The sequence below is a fragment of the Sorangium sp. So ce176 genome (assembly GCF_051519835.1).
Taxonomy (GTDB): Bacteria; Myxococcota_A; Polyangia; order Polyangiales; family Polyangiaceae; genus Sorangium; species Sorangium cellulosum_G.
In genome coordinates this window covers 2267407-2293423 of sequence record NZ_CP150371.1, presented here as the reverse complement: position 1 = coordinate 2293423, position 26017 = coordinate 2267407, and the positions used below count along the sequence as shown (strand labels likewise).

20 protein-coding genes are annotated in these 26017 nt (G+C 72.8%); 4 read left to right on the top strand and 16 right to left on the bottom strand.

Annotated elements, in window-relative coordinates; translation table 11 throughout:
* Entirely contained in the window at positions 1-387 is a 387-nt protein-coding gene (locus tag WMF42_RS08825; protein WP_061610443.1) for a VOC family protein, read from the top strand.
* Positions 388-698: 311 nt separating this feature from the next.
* Here the strand turns inward: WMF42_RS08825 and WMF42_RS08820 are convergent, their stop codons facing one another.
* Positions 699-1685 carry an FHA domain-containing protein gene (locus tag WMF42_RS08820; RefSeq protein WP_437691411.1) on the bottom strand — a complete coding sequence of 329 codons (987 nt, stop codon included), beginning with the start codon at positions 1683-1685 and terminating at the stop codon, positions 699-701.
* On the opposite strand from WMF42_RS08820, the gene WMF42_RS08815 reads away from it, so the two are divergent.
* The gene (locus tag WMF42_RS08815; protein ID WP_437691409.1) at positions 1663-4431 is read left to right on the top strand and encodes an SUMF1/EgtB/PvdO family nonheme iron enzyme; all 2769 of its coding nucleotides are present in this window, start codon (positions 1663-1665) and stop codon (positions 4429-4431) included. The genes WMF42_RS08820 and WMF42_RS08815 overlap by 23 nt on opposite strands.
* A gap of 26 nt (positions 4432-4457) precedes the next feature.
* Here WMF42_RS08815 and WMF42_RS08810 read toward each other — a convergent pair whose 3' ends face one another.
* The 4 genes from WMF42_RS08810 to WMF42_RS08795 all read right to left on the bottom strand — a co-directional run bounded on the left by WMF42_RS08810 (position 4458) and on the right by WMF42_RS08795 (position 8699).
* Positions 4458-5864, bottom strand: a complete 1407-nt coding sequence (locus tag WMF42_RS08810) for a caspase family protein (protein ID WP_437691408.1) — start codon at positions 5862-5864, stop codon at positions 4458-4460.
* 156 nt (positions 5865-6020) lie between these two features.
* Complete coding sequence (locus WMF42_RS08805; RefSeq protein WP_437691406.1) at positions 6021-6617, bottom strand: nitroreductase family protein; 597 nt, start codon at positions 6615-6617, stop codon at positions 6021-6023.
* 136 nt (positions 6618-6753) lie between these two features.
* On the bottom strand, positions 6754-7422 hold the full coding sequence (locus tag WMF42_RS08800; protein ID WP_061607613.1) for a hypothetical protein: 669 nt from the start codon (positions 7420-7422) through the stop codon (positions 6754-6756).
* 32 nt (positions 7423-7454) lie between these two features.
* Positions 7455-8699: a patatin-like phospholipase family protein gene (locus WMF42_RS08795; protein WP_081426391.1), complete on the bottom strand. Its 1245-nt coding sequence runs from the start codon at positions 8697-8699 to the stop codon at positions 7455-7457.
* A gap of 424 nt (positions 8700-9123) precedes the next feature.
* Here WMF42_RS08795 and WMF42_RS08790 point away from each other — a divergent pair, with 424 nt between their 5' ends.
* Positions 9124-9762: a TetR/AcrR family transcriptional regulator gene (locus WMF42_RS08790; RefSeq protein WP_061607615.1), complete on the top strand. Its 639-nt coding sequence runs from the start codon at positions 9124-9126 to the stop codon at positions 9760-9762.
* Positions 9763-9982: 220 nt separating this feature from the next.
* Complete coding sequence (locus tag WMF42_RS08785) at positions 9983-12730, top strand: phosphoenolpyruvate synthase (RefSeq protein WP_437691403.1); 2748 nt, start codon at positions 9983-9985, stop codon at positions 12728-12730.
* Positions 12731-12811: 81 nt separating this feature from the next.
* Here the strand turns inward: WMF42_RS08785 and WMF42_RS08780 are convergent, their stop codons facing one another.
* From WMF42_RS08780 to WMF42_RS08730, 11 genes are all read right to left on the bottom strand, one after another.
* Complete coding sequence (locus WMF42_RS08780; protein WP_437691401.1) at positions 12812-13315, bottom strand: hypothetical protein; 504 nt, start codon at positions 13313-13315, stop codon at positions 12812-12814.
* A 103-nt stretch (positions 13316-13418) separates the two neighbouring features.
* Positions 13419-14378 carry a hypothetical protein gene (locus WMF42_RS08775; protein ID WP_081426393.1) on the bottom strand — a complete coding sequence of 320 codons (960 nt, stop codon included), beginning with the start codon at positions 14376-14378 and terminating at the stop codon, positions 13419-13421.
* 216 nt (positions 14379-14594) lie between these two features.
* A complete protein-coding gene (locus WMF42_RS08770) occupies positions 14595-15662 on the bottom strand; it encodes a hypothetical protein (RefSeq protein WP_061607619.1) in 1068 nt (355 codons plus the stop codon).
* Positions 15659-16372, bottom strand: coding sequence for a hypothetical protein (locus tag WMF42_RS08765; protein WP_437691398.1), 714 nt, complete (start codon positions 16370-16372; stop codon positions 15659-15661). Before WMF42_RS08765 ends, WMF42_RS08770 begins: the two co-directional genes overlap by 4 nt.
* A gap of 216 nt (positions 16373-16588) precedes the next feature.
* Positions 16589-18025, bottom strand: coding sequence for a DUF5050 domain-containing protein (locus tag WMF42_RS08760; RefSeq protein ID WP_437691396.1), 1437 nt, complete (start codon positions 18023-18025; stop codon positions 16589-16591).
* A gap of 546 nt (positions 18026-18571) precedes the next feature.
* Complete coding sequence (locus tag WMF42_RS08755; protein WP_437691394.1) at positions 18572-19198, bottom strand: 50S ribosomal protein L11 methyltransferase; 627 nt, start codon at positions 19196-19198, stop codon at positions 18572-18574.
* 36 nt (positions 19199-19234) lie between these two features.
* Positions 19235-20440, bottom strand: coding sequence for a 5-(carboxyamino)imidazole ribonucleotide synthase (gene purK, locus WMF42_RS08750; protein WP_061607623.1), 1206 nt, complete (start codon positions 20438-20440; stop codon positions 19235-19237).
* A gap of 11 nt (positions 20441-20451) precedes the next feature.
* Entirely contained in the window at positions 20452-20955 is a 504-nt protein-coding gene (gene purE / locus WMF42_RS08745; protein ID WP_199693624.1) for a 5-(carboxyamino)imidazole ribonucleotide mutase, read from the bottom strand.
* A 135-nt stretch (positions 20956-21090) separates the two neighbouring features.
* A complete protein-coding gene (locus tag WMF42_RS08740) occupies positions 21091-21417 on the bottom strand; it encodes a TerB family tellurite resistance protein (RefSeq protein ID WP_061607624.1) in 327 nt (108 codons plus the stop codon).
* 153 nt (positions 21418-21570) lie between these two features.
* Positions 21571-23328, bottom strand: a complete 1758-nt coding sequence (locus WMF42_RS08735; RefSeq protein ID WP_061607625.1) for a hypothetical protein — start codon at positions 23326-23328, stop codon at positions 21571-21573.
* A gap of 30 nt (positions 23329-23358) precedes the next feature.
* Positions 23359-25977 (bottom strand): HEAT repeat domain-containing protein, encoded by a 2619-nt coding sequence (locus WMF42_RS08730; RefSeq protein WP_437691392.1) that lies wholly within the window; start codon positions 25975-25977, stop codon positions 23359-23361.
* Positions 25978-26017: the final 40 nt, after the last annotated feature.

Below are 26017 nucleotides of genomic sequence, written 5' to 3'. Positions count from 1 at the left end.
ATGAGGATCAAGCTCAACAGCATCATGGTCGAGGACCAGGACCGAGCGCTCAAGTTCTACACGGAGGTGCTCGGCTTCAAGAAGAAGCACGACATCCCGCTCGGAGAGTACCGCTGGATCACTGTCGTCTCGCCGGAGGGCCCCGACGACGTGGAGCTCGTACTGGAGCCGAACGCCAACCCGGCGTCGAAGACGTACCAGCAGGCGTTGTTCGCGCAGGGGATCCCGCTCGCGGCGTTCGAGGTGGAGGATCTCAAGGCCGAGTTCGCGCGCCTCAAGGAGCATCAGGTCGCGTTCACCAAGGAGCCCACGCCGATGGGTCCGGTGATGATCGCGGTGCTCTCGGATACCTGTGGGAACCTGATCCAGCTCTATCAGCCGCTCTGAGAGCTCCTCTTCCGTCTGCCGGCTCCTCACTGTCGGCTCCCCTCTGCCGTCTCCCGTCCGCGTCTGGCCTCCGCGTGCGCGTGCGCGTGCGCGTGCGCGTGCACGCTTATCCCGTCATGCGATCACCCGCGACAGTGGGCATGGCGAGGATACGTGTCAGCAAGCACTTCGCGTCTTCCACCGGGGAAATCCAGCCAGACGCCGGAGCGTGCACGTGCACGTGCACGCGCACGCGCACGAAGAGGCCAGACGGAAGACGGAAGGCCGCAGACAGGAGACGGAAGACGGAAGAGGGGAGACGGGGGCTCCCTTCAGATCTGCACCACCTCCAGCTGCTCCACGCCGATACGGATCATTCCGGTCCCCGGCCGCCTCGCGATCACCCCCGCGGCCCCGCGGATCCCCAGCGCCGCGAGCTGCTTGCGCGCCCGAAAGATATCGACATTGAGCTTCGGCGCGTCGGTCGCCAGCATTTTACAAAGCGCCTCGCTCTCGACCCAGCCCTGCTCGGCCGACGACGCATCGCGGTCGGCGAGCCGCCTCCTCGCCAGCGTCAGCAGGAGGTAATGGTACGTGCGCGGCGGCACCTTCGTGAGCTCGCCGCGGTGGAGGACCGCCACCTCGACGTGCTCCTCGTCGCGCGTCACGCCGAAGCGCAGCGCGATCGTCTCCAGCAGCGGGCCAGCGCCCTCCGCGTCCATCGTCGCGGCCGCGGCGCTCGGCAGATCCAGCACCCAGCCCTCGCCGTCGACGACCACCACCTCCCGATCGAGCACGGGCCGCGCGCCCTCCTCGGTCTCGAGCTGCCAGCCGCCGCACTCGACAACGCTCGCCCGCGGGTTCTCCTCGTCGGGCAGCACCAGCAGCCCGCCCGAGGCGACGCGCACCCGGCCGCCCGGGGTGCTCCGCGCGCTCGCCGCCGGAGGGGCGCCGTCGATCAGCGTGAAGGCGTGCTCCGGGCCGCCGACCGTGAACCCGTCCCCCTCGCCGAGCCGGGCGCGCTCGCCCGGAGCGAGCCGCCGGCCGCCCACGAACGTGCCGTTCTTGCTGCCGAGATCACGGAGCTCCCAGGCGCGATCGACCCAGCGCAAGCCCGCGTGCTCGCCCGAGATCCGCGGATCGTCGAGGCGCAGGTCGCACCCGGCGTGCCGGCCGACGAGGCACCGGGAGCCCAGCGCGATCGTGCCGTCGAATCCGGCCCGCTTCAGTGCCCCCATGGCGCCCTCGTAATTTACCATCGGCGCCGGCCGCGCGACAACGACCGCGAGGACGACATTGACCCCATCGAACGAGCCCACGGACAAGCCCTCGAGCGAGGAGCGCGACGAGCGCGACGAGGAGGAGCGCGACGAGGAGGAGCGCCCGTCACGCGCCGACGCGACGCGCACGTTCGTCGAGCTGCCCGCGACGGAGCTCATCGAGCGCGATCGCGCGGGCCAGGCGGGCCGCAGGGGCGGGCGCGACGGCGATCCAGCGCCGCCGCGCGCCCAGGCGGGCCCGACCGCCGCGCCGGAGCCGCCGCTCCCGGCGCGCTACCGCGACCTCGGGCTGATCGCGGGCGGGTCGTTCGGCGAGGTGCGGCGCGTGCGCGACACGATGCTCGATCGCGTCCTCGCGATGAAGGTCCTCCGGGCGCGGTTCACGCGGGCGCCGGAGAGCCGGGCCCGCTTCCTGGCCGAGGCGAAGCTCACCGCCGACCTCCAGCACCCGGGCATCGTCGCGGTCCACGATCTCGGCGAGTTCGAGGACGGGCGGCTCTGGTTCACGATGCGCGAGGTGCGCGGCCGGACGCTCGGCGAGGTCCTCGACGAGCTGCACGCGTCCGCTGGGCCGGACGGCTTCCGGGAGACCCCCTCGGGCTGGACCTTCCGCCGCCTCATCGACGCCTTCGCGCGCCTCGGCCAGGCGGTCGCGTATGCGCACAGCCGCGGCGTCGTGCACCGCGACCTCAAGCCCGAGAACGTGATGGTCGGCGAGTTCGGCGAGGTGCTGGTGATGGACTGGGGCCTCGGGCGCCGCGCCGGAAGCGCGCCCCCCAGCCACGGCGGCGCGCCCCCCGGCGGCGTCGCGCCCTCCAGCGGCGGCGCGCCCTCCAGCGGCGACGCGCCCTCCAGCGGCGGCGCGCCCTCCAGCGGCGTCGCGCCCTCCAGCGGCGGCGCGCCCTCCAGCGGCGGCGCGCTCCACGACGCGGCCCCGCAGCTCACGCAGCACGGCGACGTGCTCGGCACGCCCTCGTTCATGCCGCCCGAGCAGGCCCGCGGGGAGCGCGACCTGCACGGCCCCGAGAGCGACGTCTACGCGCTCGGCGCGATCCTCTACGTGCTGCTCGCCGGCCGCACGCCCTACGACGGGGAGAGCGCCCTCGCCGTGCTGCGGCAGGTCCTCGCCGGGCCCCCGCCGCCCGTCCTCGAGGTCGCGCGCGTCCCCGTCCCCGCCGAGCTCGCCGCGATCTGCGAGCGCGCGATGCGGCGCGCGATCGCCGATCGGTACCCGGACGCCGGCGCGCTCACCCGCGACGTCGTGACATGGCTCGACGGCGCCCGCCGCCGCGAGCAGGCGCTCGCCGTGCTCGACCGGGCGCGCGCGATCGGGCCCGGCATCGAGGCTCTCCGCGCCGCCGCCGGGCACAAGCGCGCCGAGGCGCAGGCGCTGCTCGCCGGCGTCCGGCCCTTCGACCCCGAGGAGCGGAAGCAGCCGTCGTGGGAGCGCGAGGACGAGGCGGCGCACCTCGAGGTGACCGCGGCGCTGCGCGAGGCCGAATGGCTGGAGGCGGTGCACGGCGCCCTCACCGTGGATCCCGAGCTGCCCGAGGCCCACGCCGCGCTCGCCGATCGCTACCGCGAGCACCTCATCGCCGCCGAGCTCGCGCACCGCGACGCCGACGCGGCGCGCTTCGAGGCGCAGCTCCGCGCCCACGACAGGGGCCGGTACGCGGCGCTGCTCCGCGGCGAGGGCGCGCTCTCGCTGGTCACCGATCCGCCCGGCGCCGAGGTGCGGGTCGAGCGCTTCGCCCTGAAGAGCCGCCGCCTCGTGCCCGAGGACCAGGGCCTGCTCGGCGTGACGCCGCTCCGCGCCGCGCCCCTCCTGCGAGGGCGCTACCGCCTGCGCATCCGCGCCCCGGGCCGGGCCGAGGTGATCTACCCGCTGCTCATCGAGCGCGGCGCGCACTGGGACGGCTGCGCGCCGGGCGAGCGCGCTCCGACCCCGATCGCGCTGCCAGCCGCGGAGGAGCTCGATCCCGGCGACGTCTACGTGCCCGCGGGCCTCACCGGGATCGGCGGTGATCCAGGTGCTGCCGACGGCCTGCCGGCGAGGCGGGTCTGGGTCGATGCGTTCGTGATCCGGCGGTTTCCGGTGACGAACACCGAGTACCTCGTCTTCCTGAACGAGCTTGTCGCCGCGGGCCGGGAGGCCGAGGCGATGGCGGCCTGCCCGGGGGTCCAGCTCGGGATGGCGGACCGGGCCGGCGATCGGCGCGCGTTCACCCGGACCGACGGCGGGCGCTTCGCGCTGGCGGTGGACGACTGGGGGTGCCCGCTCGAGCCGGACCAGCCGGTGGTGCTTGTCGACTGGGCCGCGGCCATGGCGTACGCGCGCTGGTACGCCGCGCGCCGGGGCCAGCCGTGGCGGCTGCCCGACGAGGTCGAGCGCGAGAAGGCGGCGCGGGGCGCGGACGGCCGGTTCTTCCCCTGGGGCGACCACGCCGACGCGACCTTCGCCTGCGCGCTCGAGAGCCACGCGGGGCAGCCGGCGCGGGTGCCGGTGGACAGCTATCCCGCCGACGAGAGCCCCTATGGGGTTCGCGGCCTGGCAGGCAACTCGCGGGACTGGTGCATCAACGTCTGGCGGAGCGAGGGGCCGACAATCGCCGGCGGCCGCCTGCGGATCGAGGCGGCGGCCGCGGGCGATCCCGAGTACAGGGCCGTCCGCGGCGGGGCGTGGAGCAGCCCGCTCGATCTGAGCCGGTCGGCGGCGCGCTTCGGCAACCGGCCGGACGTCCCGCGGCTCACCATGGGGATCCGGCTGGTGCGGTCGTTCGGGTAGCTCCCGGGCGCCGGCGGAGCGCGCCGTCACGTCCAGGTCTTCTCGGCCTTGTAGGTGAGGCCCGCCGGCGGTGCGGTGTTGTTCGTCGCCGTGTAGTTGATGTGGCTGGCCTTGATGCCACCAAACAGGTTCGCGCCGGTGGTGTCGTACCAGCGGATGGATCCTGTCCACTTGCTCGACGAGGCGTCGTACGTGAGGCCCCAGTTGAGCCCGAACGTGGGAGCGCCGCTCGTGCCGGCGTAGATGAAGTTGGTCGACCCCTGCTGAGGCATGCGATCCCCGATCCAGGGGGTGATCTGTCCCCAGCTCAGGTTGTAGGACCCTGATGGCAACGACCCACCGTCCACCGCCGTGACCTGGATGCTCTGCGCGTCGCTGGGGACGCTGTTCGATACCCAGTAATACTCGGTCTGTGCCTTGTATTTGGCGGGGGGGTAATTCCCTGTCACGAGCACCTGGGCGAGGACGATGGGATTCGTGGGATCCTGGCTACGGATCGCCTTCAGCGTGTAGATACGGTAGTTCTTCATGCCGCCGTCGAGCTGCCCGACCTGGCGTTCGGCGTCCGGCGTATGGCTCGTCTCCTCCGGCCGGCTCCCTGTCTGGAGCACGGCGAGGCGCTCGACGCCCGGCTCCCCGACGACCTGCGGCGTGCCCTCGAGATCGAGCGCGCCGAGCACGAGCCGCGTCCGCCTCACGAGCTCGCCGTAGCTCAGCGTGAGGTACACGCAGCCGCCGTCTTCCACCGCCGTCCACTGCTCGATGACGGCGCCGATCGCCCAGGTGAACGCGCCCTGGGGGCGGCCGCCGAAGGTGGCCTGCTGGGTGACCTCGCCGGGCTTGCAGGCCGCGAGCACGCGCGCGCCGATGCGCAGGTCGTCGTCGCGGAGCGCGCCGGGCGGCGCTGCCCCGACCAGCGTGAGCGGGCGGCGGCCGCGGGCGTCCGCGGCCGCGCCGTTCCCGTGGCAGCAGTCGAGCACCACGGTGAGGTTCTCGGCGTTCCCCAGCAGCGTGCGGAGCTCCGCGAAGGCGATGGCGCGCTCGAAGCCCGCGCCGCTCACGTCGCTCGGGCAGAGCAGAAGCCCCTTCTCCCGGGTGTGCGCGCCGTGTCCCGAGTAGGTCATGAGCCCCGCGCGGCCGCCCGCGACCTTGTCGGCGAGCCAGCCGAGGGCCTCGCGCACGCCCTTCTCGGTCGCCTCGCCGAGGTTCGCCGCTGTCGCGCCGGGAAGACGGGCGAGGTCGGCGCGCGGGCTCGTGACGACGCGCAGGTTCTCGGGCCGCATGCCCATCCGGACGCACGCGTGCCAGAAGGTGACGACGTCGTTGACGCTGCCCTCGAGATCGCTGGTCCCCGCGGCGTTTCCCGTCGATCGATCGAAGACGCGGTAGTCGTTGACGCCGATGAAGAGAGCGTAGCCTTCGTTGTGGAACATGATCTCCTCCGTCGATCTCGGCCGGGGACGTCGGCCGGACAGGACCTGGTCCACGCCATCGCACGGGGCGCGGCCGCGAGCCATTTCTCCGGATAACACCGGGGAAGAGGAGAGGCCGCGCCGCGGTCCACGGCCAGCCGAGGAGCGACGCGCCCGTCACCGCCAGGGGCGGAGGCCGCCCGGCTCGAGGACGGAGGCGATGTCCCCGGTCGCGAGCGGCGGCCGCGGTGCCGGCGGCTCGTCCCGCGCGGGCGTGCCGAGGTGGATCCAGCCGAGCATCTCCTCGTCGTCGCGGAGGCCGAGCGCCTCCGCGAGCGCGCGCCCCTTCGTGAACGGCACGCTCTTCCACACGGCGCCGACGCCGAGCGCGTGCGCCGCGAGGACGATCGCGTACCCGGCGCAGGCCGCCGTCGCGCTCTGCTCCCAGAGCGCGATCTTGCCGGGCTTCGGCGACGCGATGAGCGCCACGATCGTCGGGGACCGGAACGCCTTCGCGCGGACCGAGTCGAGCTTCTTCTCCGGCATCCCCGGCGCGTGCTCGGCCGCGCTCGCGGCGAGCGCGTCGCCGAAGCGCGCGCGGCCGTCCCCCTCGGCGACGACGAAGCGGAACGGCCGGAGCAGTCCGTGGTCGGGCACCGCGCCGGCGGCCAGCAAGATCCGCTCGAGCTGCTCGGCGGACGGACCGGGCTCGGCGAGCGCCGCAACGCTGCGGCGGCCGACGACGAGATCGAGGAGGTCCGGGGATTCGTTCATGAGCGCAGCGTAATCGATCGCCCGGACGGCGGGTACGCCGCGGACGACGAGACGCGGGGGGCGCGCCGCTGTTCACAAGGTGCTCCCGCGACCTCGCGGAGGCACCCCGCGCCGCGGTGATGCCGGCTCGTCGTCTTCACTTGAAGTAAGGCACGCAGATGATCTCGTAGCTGTCTTGCGTCTGGATCCCGTTGAAGAATCCGGTGAATCCAATCCATCTTTCCCCGCAATAACCGGCCGCGACCACCATGGGCTTCCACCAGTCCACCGTGTTCAGGTCACCGAGATCCTGGCGGAGATCACTCCTCCTGGCAGTGACCCTCCTCGTTCTGCCACTTTTGCATACGAGAGAATAGCTCTTCCCGGGCTCTTGCTCGCCTGTGAAAAGCCCGGCGGTATGACCCACGCTCGAGCAAACGGCCTGCGCTATCCGCGCCGCACGCGCCCACTCGACTTGCGTCAGGTCTCTGAACCCACCCTCGTGGCGATCGATCTCGCTTTGATTGGCGACGTACAACAGCGCCAGCTCTTCACCCCCGGTCGTAGACTCCCCCTTCGGTATGCAGATCGCCTGGGGCTGTCCGAAAGCGTAACCGTAAAACCCGCCAACGAACCGTTCACGGCGTGCCTTGCAAGCGTTGTTCGCCTCGCGATGCGCATCCCACCATGGTCGCAGCTCCATCATCGCCGGCGTGGCAGCGCCATGAGCCGTTCCCTCCACGAGAAGGCCCGACGTGAGCATGGCCCACGCGACCGCGGCGACGGCAGATATCCGTACGGAGAGTCGCATGTTCGCGCGTTTCATGTTGATGCTCCTTCCCTGTCCCTGGCTGCCCCTCATCGAAACGGCGGAGAGACAGGCACTGTGACTACCCTCGCCAGCGGAACCCTCGCTCTCTCCGCGGCCTCCTCTGCGGCAAGCTGCACCGGCATGGCCGTCTCCAGGAAATTGGCCTGCAACGAGCGAGACATCACCCGATACCCGGCCTTGAACAGGATCTCTTTCTCGAGCGGCGACAGGCGGAACTTGAAGATGGGCACAGCCTCCGTGTTGACCTCGATGACCCTGGCCCACTTGAGCAGATCCACGGCCTTCGACGTGTCGCTGAAGTCGTGCGCCTCGATGGCGGTGGAGATGAGGGCATAGGCAGCGCGGGTCACCATCGGGAAACCGATACTGTGGTATCGATCACGCAGGATGCGAACCCCGACGGTCAGCGTATCTCTGCGTGACGTTCCGGCGGCGTCAAAGAGGCGAACAGGGAAGTTGCTCAGCAGCCCTCCGTCAACGATATAGCTATCGACCCCGTTGTCTCCCGTGAGCCGCACTGGACGGAAGACGAAGGGGACGCTGATGCTCATCCTCACCGCCAGAGCGACGTCAAGGTCGTCCGGATCCACCCCGTATTCTTCGACGTTGATGTCATCGGGCAGGACGAGCATGCGCCCGCGCGTGATGTCGGAGGCGACCAGGTGCACCCTGTACTTGCGAGATGCCTCCGTCTCCCGCTCGCAGCCGGGCATGATCAGATCTCCGAACGTCCTCACACCCTTGGCGCGCAACTTGCTCCGGATGAACTCCAGGAAGTAGTCGCCTGCGAACATGCCCAGGTGCGCGAACAGGCCGTAGATCATGCTGATCGGCCGCCCGACGACCGGGACCTTGCTGAGCCCGTTGACATCGGCGAACCGCGCGATCTCGGGCCCGGCGATGATGTCTGCGATCTCGTGAGAGCTGTAACCAGCCCCGAGAAGGGCAGCAACGATGGCTCCCGCGGAGGTTCCAGCCAGGTAGGCAATGTAGGTGTCCTTGAATTTCTGCTCGGTGGCCAGGGCCTCTTCGAGCGCGGCCACCGCGCCAGCCAGCCCGATGCCCCGGACGCCGCCTCCCTCCAGGACCAGGTTCAACCTCCTGGGCGAGGCAGCAAAGTGCTCTCGATCGTGGGGCGAAGCTTCGTTCTCGCAGGCATCGGATGCGCTCAACAGGCGTCGCCGGACCCGGCCTCTCGCACCCGCATGCCCGTCGGGCGGCGCCGGGCTCGAAACAGCATCCAGGGTGTCCGACACGTCACGGTTCGTCATGGATCCACCTTTTCAGGCAAGAGGTGGCCTCTCCGCACGCGAGCGCTGCGGGGGTATACCGAGCACGTAAGGCCGGTCGCCGTTGAGCGTCAACGCCGCTCGACGAGGAGCGAGAGCGCGTTGACCCGGATTAGCTGTTGTTCAACCGATCTCACCTCTCCGGGTGTCTGCACCGAAAGGCGGCCTGGGAGAAGAAGAAGCAAACCGATGTACAGAGTTCATGGATGAGCCGCGGCGCCAGGGTCGCACTGAGCTCTGCTGATCGAGCGTACGAAGGGCTGGCGCAGCGGCGGCGCGCGCCGGCCCCTGACCCGTCGCCCGCGCTCGCCGAGGCGCGCGGGCGGCTCGAACGCGTCCCCTTGACGTTCCTCGCCACCGGCCCAAAGTAAACGGTACGGTTTCGTTTACTTCAGGGGCGTGCGTCATGGCGACCATCGAGCAGCGCAAGGCGGCGAAGCGGGCGCAGATCAGGGCGGCGGCGCGGCGGTTGTTCCTCGAGCACGGCCTGGGCGCGACGAGCACCGATGCGATCGCCGCGGAGGCCGGCGTCTCGAAGCGGACGCTCTATGCCCACTACCCGAGCAAGGAGCTGCTCCTGCAGAGCGTCATCGAGGAACTCCTCGCCGGGCCCGGCCAGCGGGGGCTCACCATGGTCGCCCCGTTGCCCGAGGACGCGCCGGCGTTCCGCGACGCGCTCGCGGGCTTCCTGCGCGCGGTGCTCGCCACCCTGATGCAGCCCGATTACATCGGCCTGGTCCGGGTGGTCGTCGCCGAGATCCCCCGGATGCCCGGGCTCGGGGAGATGCTCCGCGAGACCGTGCCGAAGCGGATCCTGGGAGGCCTCGGGCGGCTGCTCGAGCACGGGCAGGCGCGCGGGCTCGTGTCGTTCCCGAGCCTGGACGCGGCGGCGCGCATGGCGATCGGCGGGCTGCTCACGCACGTCCTGATGGAAGGGCTGCTCGTCGGCGACGGCCCGCCGCGCCCCCCGCCCCCCGAGCGCGTCGACGAGATCGTGGAGCTGCTCATGCAGGCGGGTCGGCCGAGCCTGGCGCAGCAGCGCTGAGAGGAGGCCCAGCGCTCCAGGGAAGGAATCCTGGACTCATGTCGAGTCCGTGGTCGTGCGCGTGTCTCGTTGTCCGCGTGTCTCGTCGTCTGCGTGTCTCGTCGTCTGCGTGTCTCGTCGTCTGCGTGCGTCGTCGCGCACGCGTCCGCGGTGAACTCGGCGCCGGTGACCGGCGTCAGGAAGGGTGGAGGAGATCATGAATGCAGCGCGCTTGGTGCCGATGGAACCCCCCGCGACGCCCCGCTCCGGCCAGCAGGATGCCGGCTGGACGATGCCCTTCGAGGAGATACGCGCGCGCGACCTGCCGCGCGTCGGCGGCAAGGGGGCCAACCTCGGCGAGCTGGCGAGCGCCGGATTCCCCGTGCCGGCCGGGTTCTGCGTCACGACCGGCGCCTACGCCCGCTTCCTCGAGGCCTTCGGGGACGCCGCCTGGCTCTGGGAGCAGCTCGATGGGCTCGATCCGCACGATCTGCCACGGGCCCAGGCGGCGGGCGCGCGCGTGCGCGGGCGGCTGCTCGATGTCGCGATCCCGGCCGAGATCGAGGCCGCGATCCTCCGCGCCTGGGAGGCGGCGGGCGCCGCGCACGCCTACGCGGTGCGCTCCTCGGCGACCGCCGAGGATCTGCCCGGAGCCTCCTTCGCCGGCCAGCAGGACACCTTCCTGAACGTCCGCGGCCGGGACGCGCTCCTGCAGGCGGTGCGGGCGTGCTGGGTCTCGCTCTTCACCGACCGCGCCATCCTCTACCGGATCCAGGGCGGCTTCTCGCACCGCGCGGTGATGCTCTCGGTCGTGGTCCAGCGCATGGTGATGCCGGACGTCTCCGGCATCCTGTTCACCGCCGACCCGGTGACCGGGCATCGCCACCGGATGACCATCGAGGCGAGCTTCGGGCTCGGCGAGGCGCTCGTCTCCGGCCTGGTCACCCCCGACCGCTACCAGCTCGACAAGCGGCGCCCGGGCGAGGTCGAGATCGTGGTCGCGGACAAGCAGCGCGCGATCCGGCCGCTCCCGGAGGGGGGCACGCGCGAGGAGCCGCTCGAGGGGCCGGCGCGCCGCGCCCGCGCGCTCGGCGACGCGCAGATCCAGGCGCTCGCGCGGCTCGGGGCGGCGATCGAGCGGCACTACGGCGCGCCCCAGGACATCGAGTGGTGCCTCGAGGGCGGCGCGTTCAGCGTCGTCCAGTCGCGGCCCATCACGTCGCTCTACCCGCTCCCGCGGCCGGGGCGCGGTGACGACCGCGACCGGCTGCGCGTCTACGTCTGCTTCGGCCACCTGCAGGTCATGACCGACCCGATGCCCCCGCTGGCCGCGGCGGTGTGGCGGCGCCTGTTCCCCTTCGGCAAGCAGGGCGACCCCGCCGCCCCGAACCCCCACATGGTCGAGGCGGGCGGGCGGCTCTACGTCGACATGACGCCGCTCCTGCTCCACCCGGCGGCGGGCAAGGTGCTGCCGCGGCTCCTGTCGGCCGGCGACGCCCTCGCCGCCCGCATCGTCCGCGAGGTGGCGGCGCGGCCCGAGCTCCGGGCAGAGGCCCGCGATCCCGGGCTCGCGGCCCGCACCGGCGCCGTGCTGCGCTGGGCGGCGCCCATCGTCGGCAGGATGGCCGGCTGGCTGCTGTTCGGTCGCCCCGAGGCGGCGCGCCCCCGGATGGAGGCGCTGATCGACAGCACGGTCCAGGACGCGGCCAGCCGGCTCGCCGCGGCTCCCGCGGGGCCGGCGCGGCTGCGGTGCGCCTTCGGCGAGGTGCTCGGGGTCGTGCCGCCGCGGCGCTTCCGGCGGGCCGTGCCGATGGTCGGCGCGGGGGCCGTGGCCTTCCTGGCGCTCGGTCGGCTGCTCCGGGAGCAGGCCCAGCCCGGCGACCTCGAGGCGCTCGGCCGTGGCCTCGTGGGCAACGTGACGACCGAGATGGACCACGCCGTCGGGGACCTCGCGGACGTGGCCCGGCCCCATCCGGCGCTTGTCGAGGCGCTGCGCGCGGCGGCCGCAGGGGCGCCGCTCGACGGGCTGCGCGCGCGGGACGGGGGGCCGGAGTTCCTCCGGGCGCTCGAGGGCTTCCTCGCGCGCTACGGGATGCGCGGGCCCGGGGAGATCGACATCCGCCGCAAGCGCTACCGGGACGATCCGCGCCTCATCCTGCACGCCGTGGTCGGGAACCTGGCGCACGGCGAGGTCGGCGAGGAGCGGCGGCGCCACGCGCGGCTCGGCGAGCAGGCCGAGGCGGCGGCGGCGCGGCTCGTCGCGGCGGCGCGGCGGGGGCGCTTCGGGGGCGTCCGCGCGCTCGCGGCGGCGCGGCTGATCCGGGTGGCGCGGCACCAGATGGCCCTGCGGGAGCACCCGAAGTTCCTGATGATGCAGCTCTTCGAGCTGGTCCGGCGCGAGGTGATGGCCGCTGGCGAGGAGCTTGTGCGGGCCGGGCGGCTCGACGCCGTGGACGACGTGTTCTTCCTCGGCGACGAGGAGCTCGTCCGGGGGCTGGAGGATCCCGCGATGGACCTGAGAGGCCCTGTCGCGAGGGCGCGCGCGGAGCTGGCGCGGTTCGAGCGGATGGCCCCACCCAAGGTGATGACGTCCGAGGGCGAGTGCCCGCCGGCAGCGCACGACGCGGCCGGCTTCCCGGCCGGCGCGATCGTGGGGACCGCGGCGTCGGCGGGCGTCGTGGAGGGGCGCGCGCGCGTGGTGCTGGACCCGACGCGCGAGACGCTCCTGCGCGGGGAGATCCTGGTGGCGCCGTTCACGGATCCGGGGTGGACGCCGCTGTTCATCAACGCCGCGGGGCTCGTCATGGAGGTCGGCGGGATGATGACGCACGGGTCGGTCGTGGCCCGCGAGTACGGGATACCGGCGGTGGTGAGCGCGACCGAGGCGACGAAGCGGATCCGGACCGGGCAGCGGGTGCGGGTCAACGGGGAGCTCGGGGTGGTGGAGATCCTCGAGGAGGATCAGGGGCGGGAGGCGGGGGCGCCATGACACGGCCTCATCGCGCCGCTCGTGCCGGGCAAGGCCAACTCGCGGCGGCTCGGCCCCAGGTCGTCCGTGGGCGACGAGGTGTCAGTCCCACCGGCCGGAGAGGACCGCCCTCATCCGGTCGATCCGCAGCGCCCGATCGAGCGCGCGCCCCTCGAAGGCGCTGAGCAGCGCGGGCAGCGCCTGCCGCGCCAGCGCCAGCAGCGCGCGGCGGCGGACCTCGGGGTCGAGCCTGCCCTCGGTGACGATCTGGCTGAAGGCGAGCGCGAGGATCGCCTCGTCGCGCGTGAGCAGGCTGTACTCGTCCTCCTCGCCGAGGCCCTGGACCTCGGCCGCGTCCACGGCATCCCAGTGGTCATTGCCCACCTCCCAGCGGGCGAGGAGCGCGTCGAGGAGCTCGAGGGGGCTGCCCTTCGGCTGCTCGTCGCGGAAGTCGCGGAACGCGGTGAGGGTCTCGTGCGCTGTCTCGTTGCCGAACGGGGCGGTCTCGTCGGTGAGCGACCAGAAGAACGGATCGGTCAGGGCAGCGGCCGCCCGGGGGTGACAGTCGTCGGGCGAGAGATCGGGGAGCTCGGGCGCTTCGGTCATGAGGTGAGGGCTTTCCGTCGGGTGAGGCGCGGGCGCGCAGCGCCGCTACCTTACCGCGCCCGGACGCGACGTCAGACAGCGGCGCGCGCGCCCCTCGTCACTTTCAGTGCCAGTGCCCCTTGTGCTTGCCCTTGTGCCTGTGCTTGTGCTTGCCCTTGTGGATGATGATGACCCGGCCGTCGTCGTCATCGTCGTCGTGCACCACCACGGTCGGCTTGACGTTGACCTTCACGGCCCACCCGGTGGCCACCAGGATTGCGATCGCGGGCGCGCTCGGGCCGACAACGATCACCGAGCCCGGCCGGTAGCCGCAGAGGACCACGCGCGTGTGCCCGCCCTCCTTGACCACCACCGTGATCTTGGTCGGGTTGACCTTCACCCTCAGCTTGCCCGTGAAGAAGAGCCGATCGGGCCCGGGCGCGAGCACGATGACGTCCGGCCCCGACGGCGTGTGGACGGCCAGCTTGATCTCCCGATCGCCGATCGGCGCCGGCTTGAGGTTGAGATCCAGCACGTACACGCGCATCTCGCCCGAGTCCTTGTCGGCGACGATCTCGACGATGTCGTCTCCGACCGGCTGGAGCACGCCCCCGTTCGGGCCCTTCATCCCATCGAGCTTGCGCGCCTCGTTCTCCTTGGCGTTCTCCTGGAGCTCCCGGGTCCCGCCGCGCGGCACGTGCAGCACCCCCTTGAACGGCTCGCCCTTGATCTTGAACTCGTAGTTCACCTCGGTCAGGTCGTCCTCGAGCGGCGGGATCTTGGCGAGCAGGACGCCGCCCGATTTCGGCTCGGGCACGAGCTCCGCCGTCACGGGGGCTCCGTCCTTGCCGGGCACCTTGACCGTGACGTTGCCCGACACGCCGTCCTCGATGGGCTTGCCGTCGCGGTCCTTCACGAGCGCCGTCACCCGCCCGTCCTGGGCCACTGTCACGACGACCGAGCCGGGCTCGTGCTGCTCCGTCAGCGCCCAGTTGTCGTCGATGCTCTCCGCCGTGATCTCCGGCGACTTGCTGCAGGCAGGCGAGACGAGCGCGGTGGAGGCGACCGCGAGCGCGACGAGCATGGATCGGAGACATCCCTGAATTCGCATACATCCCTCTTTGGAAGAGCCTTGAAGCCTCATCGCGAGCGTTCGAGCCACGGGGTCAACTCACCGCGTCCGAGCCGGCCGCCATCGTAACAGAGCGGCCGCGGCGCGTGGTCGGCCGCGTGCGCGATCGAGGCGCCGCGGCGCCCGTGGACCCGTCCTGATGTGTTCACGACCGACATGCTGTGCGCCTCATACCTGCTTGCGGGTCACGGACCAGATGAACCCGTCGTACCAGAAGTGCATCAGGGCGACGGTCTGCGTGATCGACCACAGCGCCCGGTCGTCCGCCGGCGCGAGCTCCGCCCAGACGCCGTAGGCGAGGACGCCGACGAGGAACACGGCCACCGCGAGCGGCTTGCCGGCCCGGCGCGCGTCGAGGCGCAGCCGGCGGCGGAGGCGGCCGCCCTCCGACCACCAGACGAGCGCCAGGTACTGCACGGCGTGGAACAGGTTCATGATGAAGAAGGCCTGTCCCCAGGGGTTGAACCCCCACGTGTAGATCGAGCAGAGCCCCGTGCTCACGAACAGCCACACCTTGGGGAACGACACCCTGTAGCCCTGCCGGTGCATCGCGCGGTAAGCGCGCGCGTAATAGAGCAGGAACAAGGTGCCTGCCGCGATGACGGCCCAGGCGATGGCGCGGTGGTTCGACTCCATCAGCGCCGGGACGGCGGTGAAGAAGGCGGCGTTCACGTCGTCGAAGGCGTCGAAGCTCTCGAAGTGGAGGAGCATCGTCGCGCCGGCCACGACCGGGCCGGCATAGAGGAGAAGGTTGAGCCAGAGGTCCAGCTTTCGGCCGAGCGCCGGCGCGTTCCCCGCGCGCGCGTCGTAGATGCGACCGAGCCCGAACGTCTGGAGCGCCGAGTGGTAGACGTCCCAGAACACGACGAGGACCGACACGACGGCGACGGCCCACATGGAGAGCATCATCGCGGCGAACACGGCGACCGGCGCCACGACGAAGCGGAGCCTGTATTGCCGGAAGATGTCGGCGTTGCCGTGGCTCCGGAGCAGCACCGCGGCGAGGTGGCCGTGGATGAGCGTGCCGATGAAGAGCCCCGCCCACGTGACCTTCTCCCCGTGGAGCCTGAACCTCGAGTCGGTGAACGGCGTCCCGGCGATCAGGGCGCCGAGGGCGAGCGCGGCGACCGGCGGAAGCAGGAAGAAGGCCCAGTCGTACGAGGGGCTGACGATGTACGCCGCCCTGCCCGCCGCGGCGAGGAGCCCAGGGGGCGCCGTCTCGGCCCGCGCGCTCATGCGGAGCGCTCGACCGCTGCGGGCCGCGGCTCCGGAGCTGCTTGCGAGAAGCCGATCGTCCACCCCTGCGCACCGAGATGGTCGACGAGCGAGAGCAGGAAGAGATTCACGCCGAGCATCTCCATCGACTCCTCGACGAAATCGATGAGACCATACACGAGGTTGTCGCTCCCGGCCTGCTCGGTCCAGTACCCGAGCGGCAGCTCGAGGACGAGCGCGCCGGTGACATAGATGCCGCCCGCGAGGAGGAAGCGATTGCGGGTGTCCCGCGGGAGGTGCGCGAGGAACCGGAGGTACGCGAGCGCGAACACGGCCACCACCACGGCCGCCGGGATCACCCAGCTGAAGTACAGGACCCCGCCCAGCTCGATCCAGGAGCTCGCCGCCTCGTGGATCTCGACGACCTCGTCGAGCGAGATGTAGAGAAACGCCGCACAGAGACCCCACCAGTGCTTCACGAACCCACCCGCGCGGCGGGCACCGGCGGCGATGACCGCCAGGGTGAGCGAACAGGCGAGGAGCAGCGACGATGTGTACCACGTGGGCACATTCTGCTCGTAGCTCAGCGAGAGCAGCGGGACGACGCCGCTGCGGTTGTTCAGATGCAAGATGGGCTGGAGCACCTCGACGGCGAGCCCGGCGCCCGCGACCGCCGCCAGCGCGGCGAACAGCGCGCGGCGCAGCCTGGCTCTCGCGAGGGTGATCTGCATCGAACACGAACAGATACGCGAGGACGTCTCACGCCGTCAATGCGCCGAGCCCCCGGGCCGCGCGGCGCGGAGCGCCCTGGCGAGCAGCCTCAGGAGAGCTCGCGATGCGGTCTCCGGGGCCGCACGGAGGCGGAATGCGGTGAGAACGAACAGGCACCGTTCGTCGCGATCACCCCAGCGGCCGCGGGCTCGCGGCCGCTGCAGGGACGCGCGCGATCAAGGAGCCTTGTAGAACGCGACCTGGCCCTGGTAGCGGTAATCGCCGGCGTTGGACCACAACACGCCCTCACCTTCGGGCGCGAGGATGCGCCAGGCGACGGGCTGGTCGAACGCGAGCACGACGGTCCTGTTGCTCTGGAGATCGTGCGCGTTGATGCTGCGGTTCCCACCTGTGTCCGCCGAGAACAGCGTCGAGCCCCGGAGGGAGAGCCCCGCCATCTTGACCCCCTGATAGACAAGGGTCTTCTGCCCTCCGGCGATGGGGGCCTTGAACACGCCGCCGTCGCCCGCGTTGGCCCAGTAGACGAACTCCGTGTCCACCGCGATCCCGGTCGGCTCGGCCTCGCCCTCGGCGATGACCGTCACGTCCCCGCCCGACTTCGCCACCCTGTAGACCTTGTTGGTCGCCGCGCCGCCGGTCCAGTAGATGTTCTCTGCGTCCTGCGCGAGGTGCGCGGCCCTTCCGGCGTCGGGCGCGAGGACGACCGGCTCGCCGCCGTCGAGCGGCATCGTGTAGATGCTCTCTCCGAAGCCGTCGCCGAAGTACAGGGCCGACGCGTCGCCGATGAGGCTCAAGGGGTAGCCGACCTCGACCAGCGTCTCGACCTCCAGGCTCGCCTTGTCGATGCGCCGGATCGCCGAGGGGATCACCGGATCATCGTCGCCGCCGCTCACGTAGTACACGTGAGCGTCGTTGACCCACAGCGCCTTGGGATCGGGATCGGCGGGGATGATCGCCTCCGCCTCGGCGGTGCCCGGCTTCGCGCGGAAGACGAAGCCGTCGTTGTTGTCCCCGGTCGCGGCCTCCTCGGTGCCGCCGCTGGTGAAGTAGAGGAACGATCCGTCGGCGGCCAGCGCGCTCGGGTAGCGGTGCTCGCTCGCCAGGAGGGTCGGCAAGATCATCCCGGGGTAGACGCTGGAGAGACGGTCCGTCTCCGTGACGACGCTCTCCCTGGAGACGTCGTGTCGCGCGAGCCGCGCGAACTCGTCCGAGCCCTCCTGTGCGGTGAACCCATGGGCGCCGAGGACGGTGTCTTCGCCGAGCTCCGCCTTGAGCTGGACGGTGATCGGCAGCGTGAGCGTGATCGGGCTGGCGAACGTCAGGCCCTCCGGACCGAGGATGTACATGGGCCCCACCGCGCCCTCGGGGGCGTCGTCGACGCGCTCGATGGTGATCTCGGTCGTTTCGCTCACCGCGCCCGGCGGCACCTCGATGGTGAAGCCGTCCTCCGCGGTGAAGGTCCCGCCCTGCGCGTCGACCGAGAACTGGCCGGACTCCGGCTGCGAGCCGGTCCCCGACGTACCGCCGCCGCCCGTACCGCCGCCGCCCGTGCCGCCGTCGCTCGCGCCGCCGCCCTTGTCCGAACCCCCGCACGACGCGCTGCCCAGCGCAGCCGCCGCGCACGCCACCATCACCAGGAAGGATCGTTTCATCGTCTTGCTTCTCCGCGGGCGGTGGTCACCGCCCTGTCATCGCAGACACATGGATTGTGTTGAGCTCGCTTGTGGCGAGGCCGCGACGTCTCCGTCGCGCGCAGACGATAGCGAAGCACCAGATTCGCTGTCGGCAAGGTCGAGGCTGGCCGCAACGTCGAGCCAGATCACGTGAGGACACACACCCTTGCTCACCAGGGTTACCCCAGGTGTGCAGTTGCAACGTCACGCGACGGCGGCCCATGAATCGTCGCGACAGGCCTCGGCGCCGCGCGCGGAGCGCTCCTGCCGGAAGTCGCGGTGGCGCGCCGCTCGTAGGCTTCACCCTCACCGGGGTTACGCCTGTTTCCAGTACAATCGATACGGCTGCACCTGACACGCCCTCAGGTGGAGCAAGGGATTGTCTAGTGGCCTGACACGCCCCAGGTCCTTATACGCCGCTTTGAAAGCCAGAGAAGACGAACCACAGAGGCACAGAGGGCACAGAGGGCACAGAGGGGAGAGAGTTTTTTTGTGGTTCCTCTGTGCCCTCTGTGCCTCTGTGGTTCACATCTCTTCATTCCTGGGTGTCGGGTCGGCGCTCCGGGGTCGGGCGGCCGCGCGCCACACGAGCGCGCGCCACGCGTCGCGCTCGAAGACCTCCGGCCTGCGCCCCGCGAGGAGCGGCGCATAGCGCGCGACGATCTCCGGAACGTCGGTGGACACGAGCCCCGAGAGGATCAACATCCCCTGCGGGGCCAGCCGATCCACGATCAGGGGGGCCAGCGCCGTGAGCACATCGCGAAGGATGTTGGCCACGACGATGTCGAACCTCCCGCCCGGCCACGTCGTCGCGAAGCTCACGTGAGCTTCCACCGCGCTCCGCCGCGCGTTGTCCTCCGCGATCGCGATCGCGGCGGCGTCGATGTCGATCCCGATCGCCTCGCCGCCGAGCTTCGCGGCGCCGATCGAGAGGATCCCCGTGCCGCTCCCGACGTCGAGGAGGCGGAAGCCGCCTCGCGGCGCGAACGACGCGAGCGCCTGGAGGCACATCCGCGTGCTCTCGTGCCGGCCGTCGCCGAACGCGTGCCCTGGACCGAGGACGATGGTGCGCTCGTCGGCCTCCGCGTCCCACGGGCCGGTGACCACGCGAAAGCGAGGCGGCACGTCGACGACGGTGGGACGGCCGCTCATGCGCTGCAGAACGCCAGCCACCGCGCGTCGCGGCCCTCAGCGACCGGGGAGCGACAGCCCGGCCTGCGCCGAGAGGCGGGCCATCGCGAGCTTCGCGGCGACGAGCGCCTCCTCCGGCGTGCGGCCCGTGGCCGAGAGGTGGCCCATCTTGCGGCCGGGGCGGGCGACCCGCTTGCCGTAGAGGTGGAGCCGGACGCCGGGGATCTCCAGCGCGGCCTCGAAGGCCGGCGTCGCGCCGCCCTCCCACGCGTCGCCGAGCAGGTTGACGATCGCGGCCGGGCGGACGATCTCGACCGAGCCGAGCGGGAGGTCGCACACGGCGCGCACCGCCTGCTCGAACTGGCTCGTCACGCAGGCGACCTCGGACGCGTGGTAGCTGTTGTGGGGGCGCGGGGCGAGCTCGTTGATGAGCAGGCGGCCGTCCTTGAGGAGGAAGAGCTCGACGACGAGCAGGCCCTCCACGCGCAGGCCGACCGCGAGATCGAGCGCGATCTGCACCGCCTGCCCCGTCACCGCGGCCGAGAGCGGGCCCGGCAGCAGCGACCAGTCGAGGATCTGGTCGCGGTGGTGGTTCAACGCCGGCGGGTAGACAGCCAGCTTGCCGCTCGGGCTCCGCGCAACGAGGACCGACAGCTCGGCCTCGAGATCGAGCGCCTGCTCGACCACGCAGCGCTGGCCGCCCAGCGACCCGAAGAGCGCCGCGGCCTCGCTCCCGGCGTCGCCGGCGCCGTCCTCGCCCTTCCCCATGTCGCGCGCGCCCCCGGAGAGCCGGAGCTGCCCCCGGCCGTCGTACCCGCCGACGCACGACTTCACGAAGCACGCCCCGCCCATCGCGCGCGTCGCGTCGAGGAGCTGCTCGCTCGTCGCGACCTCGCGGAACGGGCCCACCGGGAAGCCGTTGCGCGACAGCCAGCTCTTCTGCACGCCGCGGTCCTGCACCATGGCCAGCACGTCGGCCGACGGGCGCACCGGCGCGAACCGCGCGGCCGCCGCGAGGCCGTCCGTGGCGATCTTCTCTATCTCGAGGGTCACGACGTCGCACTGCGACGCGAGCTCGGCCGCCTGCGCGACGTCGTCGAACGACGCGACGATGCAGCGATCGAGCACCGAACGGGCCGGGCAGTCCGGGTCGGGGTCGAGGGCGTGGACCTTGTACCCGAGGGTGCGGGCGGCGAGCGCCGTCATGCGGCCGAGCTGGCCGCCGCCGAGAATACCGAGGGTGGAGCCGGGGGCGATGGGCATTGCTGGAGGACCTATACGAGGATCGCGTCGCGGAGCACCGCCGCTTCCTGTGCGCTGCGGAAGGCGGCGAGGCGCTCGCGGAGCTCGGGGTGCTTGCCGGACAGAACCGCCGCCGCGAACAGGGCAGCGTTCGCCGCGCCGGGCTTGCCTATCGCCATCGTGGCGACGGGGACGCCCTTCGGCATCTGGACGATCGAGAGCAGCGCGTCCATCCCGTTCAGCGCCGTGGCGGGGATGGGCACGCCGATGACAGGCAGCACCGTCTTCGCGGCGACCATGCCGGGCAGGTGGGCGGCGCCGCCCGCGGCGGCGATGATCACCTCGATCCCGCGGCCCTCGGCCGTCGTCGCGTACTCGAACATCCGGTCGGGCGTGCGGTGCGCCGAGACGACGCGCACCTCGTGCGGGATGCCGAGCTGCGTGAGCAGCTCGCTCGTCACCGCGAGGTGCTCGTAATCGCTCTTGCCGCCCATGATCACGCCCACCCAGGGCCTCTCGGCCGAGCTCGCTCCCATGTCCGTCGGGGCCCGGCCCTCGCCGGCCCCTCCCTGCGCCATCGTGCTCATCGTCCTCTACCCATCACCCGGTCATCCGTCGCGTCACCGCGTCGCGCCTTGATCCATCCAGCCGTCGAGCGCACCGCGCCCGGATCAGCGCGTCAGCTGCTCGAGCAGGCTCAGGCTCTCGCGCTCCTCCTCGCCGATCTCGCCGTCGGACGAGATCATCTCGCGCGCGGCGGCCAGGAAGAGCTGCCGGTGCGCGCGGGGGATCTTCATCGGGTCCAGGTCGTCGGCCGTCGGCGGCACCTCGAGCCAGCCGCGCACCTCCTTGGCCTCCTCCTCGTCAAGCTGCAGCCGCAGGATCATCTTGCGCACGAACTCGCGCTCCTGCTCGCGCACCTGGAGGTCGGCCCAGGCGAACGAACAGATGAACCGCATGAGCTGGAGGCGTTCTTGGCGAGAGAGCTTGTCGAGCATGGGAGGGGACTCTAGCCCGGATCAGCCGGCGTTTTGTGTGGAAATTTGCGAGGAAACCAGCGCGCCGCGCGGCGTAAGGAGATTCCCGGCGCCATCCTGGATGCGCGGCCCCGTCGCTCCGGCGGCCTGGCCGCTGCGCCCGCCCACCGCGGCTCAGCGGTACGGGCCGGCGACGCGTGGGCCGCGCAGGAGCGCCGCCAGGTGGAGCTGCGCGCCGAGCAGGTCGCGCAGCGTCGCGGGGTCCTCGAGCGGCGCCGGCACCGTGACAACGATCGCGTGCGGGGCGATGCGCAGCGCGCGCGCGCGGGCCCGCAGGCGCTTGACCACCTCGCGCACCGCGGGCGAGGCGGCGCGCAGCAGCTCGGGGTCGTCGTGATCGAGCGCGGCGTCGAGCGGCGGGTCGAGCACCAGCGTGACCTCGGAGCACTCGGGGTGCGGGCCGCGCTCAAAGCACGTGTCGATGTGGAACGTGGCGCCGTCGAGCTGCGCGTCGCGGATGCGCATGCGGCCCACCTCGAAGCGGCCGTGGAGCTCGGCGGCGAACCGCTCCCAGGCCGGGCGCATCCCCGCCATCGGCGTGGGCGGCGGGATGCGCCCGGCCGCGGCGGTGATCTCGGCCGCCAGCGCGGCGAGGTGCTCGAGGAACGCGCCGAGCCAGGGCTGGTCGTGGCCCGGCGTGCGGGACCGGACCGCCGCGCGCTCATCGTCGAGCCGGACGTCGTCGAAGGCGAGCAGCGCCCGGCGCAGCGGCCCCGCGATGACGGCGCGGACCTGGCCCGGGTCGCGCCCGCGCACGCGGTAGCGGCGGCCGAAGCCCTCCTCGTCCTCGGACGAGAGCGCGAGCAGGAACCGCTTCACGCCGACGTCCAGGTCGAGCCCCCACGACGGCCAGCGCAGCTCGCCCACGAGCGCGCCGCTCGACGAGGAGCCCGCGTCGATCCACACGGACGCGGAGCAGCCGGAGAGCGCGCCCGAGAGGCGCAGCTCCAGCGGGTCGAGCGAGAGCCCGTGGCGCGCGCCGACCGCTCCCCAGACCGCGCGCCACCTCCCCGAGCCGATCTGCCGGCGCATCGCCCCGAGGCCGGCCGGCCGATCGAAGACGCCGAGGACGAGCGGGGTCGTGTGGACGATGCCGTCCCCGCGCGCGAGCTCGACGCGCACCTCGAGCCCCCACACGAGCGCGACCCATCCGGCGTCGAACGAGGGCGCGACCGAGCGGGGGATCCGGAACCGGAACGGCAGCTCGCGCCCCTCGTCGCGGCTGTCGGCGCGGCGGAAGGCGGTGAAGCGGTGCGCCTCGGTCGCGCGGTTCGTCGCGGCGGGGTCGGCGCTGAGGAGGCGCTCGACGCCGACGAGCGAGATCTCGATCCCGCGCACGCCGCGCCCCTGCACGTTGCCGAGCGCCACCGCCCCGGAGATCTCGTCGCCCGGCGCGAAGACCTGATCGTCGAGCGAGACCTCGACGAAGGGGCTGTCGCCGCGCGCCGTGGTGCCCGCGGCCGGCGCCCGGGCCGGGCGCGTCACGGGGCGCGGCGTGACGAGCACCTCGTACGACTCCTGGACGTCGAGCCACCACGGGATCGCGATGGTGAGCGTGACGCCGTAGCGGATCTCGGCGCGCGTGCCGAGGTACGAGCAGGGCGCGTCGGCGGGGAGCGGGAAGCTCGCGCGGTAGCGCTGCTCGCCGTCCGGGAGCGTCGTCTCCCCGGAGACGCGGGCGACGAGCGAGAGGAAGTGGGGGGGCACGAGGACGCGCTCCTCGACGCGGGCGACCTGCATGCCCTCCAGGTGGAGCTCGATCGAGTCGACAGGCGTCCTGCCGCGGCTGCGGAGCACGAGCTCCACCAGGACGACGTCGCCCGGGTGGACGGTCCTGGACATCCGGAGCTCGACGTCGGGTCGGCTGCGCATGGCGAACGGCTCAGCGCGGCGGGCGCGGGCTCACTTCACGAGCGGCGCCGGGACGGCGAGGCGGATCGGCCCGCGGGGCGCGCCGCGCTCGAAGAGCTCGCCGCGGCGGTCGGCGACGCCGAGGCGCATGAGGCCGTCCGCGCGCACGAGCGCGAACGGAGCGCGCGGGGCCGGGGCGTCGCGGGCCGCGCCGTCGCGGCCGGCGTCGAAGGGGACGACGAAGACAACGACGTCCTCGGCGCCCGTGGGGGGCGCGCGGGGCGGGACGGCGCGCGCGCAGCGCATGGCCACGGTGGCGTTCCTGTCCTCGCTGGCGCAGCGGGCGAGCGCGCGCCGGTCGGCGTCGTCGCCGCCCTGCGCGAGGTGGTCGGCGGCGGCGAGGCGCGCCGCCTCGGCGGGGTCGCGCGCGAGCAGGTCGCGGGCCGCCGCGCCGTCGCAGCGCGCCCTGGCGACGGTGAGGCCCGCGAGCGCGTTGGCGCGCACGTACGGGCGCGCGTCGGAGAGCGCCCCGCAGAGCGCCGCCGCCGCGCGGGCGGGCTGGCCGGCGCGGGCGGCGATGCGGCCGATCGCGCCCGCCGCGTTGCCCGCGACGGCGGCGTCGGGGTCCTTCAGCAGCGGCGCGAGCAGCGGCAGCGCGTCCTTGTCGCCCACGGCGCCCAGCGACCAGATCGCGTTGGCGCGGACGCCCGGATCCGCGTCGCCCGCGAGCTTGCGGAGGGCGGCGGTGGCGCCGGCGTGCGCGGCGTGGCCCGCGAGCGACTCGGCGATCTTGCGGCGGTCGTCGATGGGCGCGGCCGCGGCCATCCCGGCGAGCGCGGCGCCCGCGGCCTGCCCGGGCATGCGGCCGAGCCCCTCGATCAGCGCATCGCGCGCCGCGTCCGGGGCGCTGGCGATCGCCGCCGCGACGTCCTGCGCGAGGCCCTTGTCGCGCCCGTCCTTCGCGTCGTCCGGGACGCGGGAGAGCGCGCCCGAGAGGGCGATGCCGAGCGCGCCGCGGTCCTGCTCGGCGGCGACGGTGAGGCGCTGGAGCAGCGCGCGCGCGCTCCCCGGGCCGGCGACGCGGGAGAGCGAGACCGCCGCCCGGAGGCGCACGTCGGCGGACTCGTCGTCGAGCGCCTCGAGCAGCGCGGCGTCGACGGACGCGCCGAGCTTGCCGGCGGCGCGCGCGGCCCCGAGCGCCTCGATGACGGCGAGGCGGAGCGGCGAGGAGCGGGCCTTCGCGAGCGGCAGCAGCACCTCCTGCGCGCGCGGCGAGCCGGTCCGCCCGAGGAGCTGGACGAGGGCGAGCTTCTCGTCGGGCGGCGTGGCCGGGTCGACCAGCAGGGCGCGCGCCGGGTCGACAGCGCGCCCGTCGGGCCGCGCCGGATCGAGCAGCGCTGTCGCGGCGCGGATCGCCTCGCGGCGGACCGAGGGGTCGGCGTCGCCGAGCAGCTCGAGCACGCTGGGCAGCGCCGCGGGGTCGCCGAGCGCCCCCAGGGCGCGGAGCCCGTGCCGGAGCGGGACGACGCCGCGCTGCATGCCGCGGACGATCGCGGGGAGCCCTCCGGTGGCCTTGAGCTCCCCGAGCACGAGCGCGGCGCCCGCCGCTGTGTTCGCCGACGGCGCTGCCGCGAGCACGGCGATGAGCGCCGCGACGGTCGCGCTCTGCTTCCCGGCGCTGACCAGCGCGTCGCGGACCGCCGATCGCGGCGCCGCGGGGTCGTCCTTCGCGAGCGCCGCGAGCAGCACCCTCACCGCGGCGTCGGAGCCGATGCGGCCGAGCGCGCGGAGCGCCGCCTCCCGCACGTCGCTGCTCGAGGTGCCGCTGTCGGCCGGGCGCGACCCGGCGAACGCGCCCAGGGTTCCCGGCGACGCCGCGACCACATCGGCGATCGCGGACGTCGCGTCGTCCGAGCGCAGCCGGCCGAGCGCCGTCACCGCCTCGACGCGGACGTCCTGGGACGCGTCCTGCAGCGCCAGGATCAGCGCGCTGACGGCCCGCGCGTCGCCGAGCTCCCCGAGCGCCCGCGCCGTGGCCCGGCGGACCTCCGGGACCGAGTCCTGCACCTTGCCGATGAGCGGCACGACAGCGCGCGTGTCCCCGATGCGCCCGAGCGCGCGCACGACCTCCGCGCGCACCTCCGGCGCTGTGTCGTCGAGGTGGCCGAGCAGCGGCGAGACAGCGTCCGGGAGCCCTGCTGCGCCCATCGCGGCCGCCGCGGCGAGGCGGACGTGCGGGTCGGGATCGCCGAGCACCCGCCCGAGCGCCACGACGGATCGGTCCGTGGGCGCCGCGCGGATCACGTCGCAGGCCGCGAGCCGCAGGCGCGCGTCGCCCTCGCCGAGCCACTCGATCACGAGGTCTCCCGCGCGGGGCATCCGGAAGCGAACGGCCGCCCCGGCGAGGTGCAGCCGCACCTCGACGTCCGGGTCGCTCATGCCCTTCTGGATGAGCCGGATCGCCGTCTCCGGGGCGAGCTCCTCGACGCGGGTCGCGGCGAGCCGGCGCTCCGACACATCGCCGGACGTGAGCGCCCGCGCGATCTGCTCCGGCACGTTGGGCCAGAGGAACGCGGCCGCGTCGCCGGGCGGCGCGAGCGCGGCGGCCGAGGCGGCGACGACGACGAGGACCCGCGGGAGGCGGCGCAGCGAGGAGACGGAACGACGCACCCGAGGAGCGTAGTACAGCGGGCGCGGCCGCGTCATGACC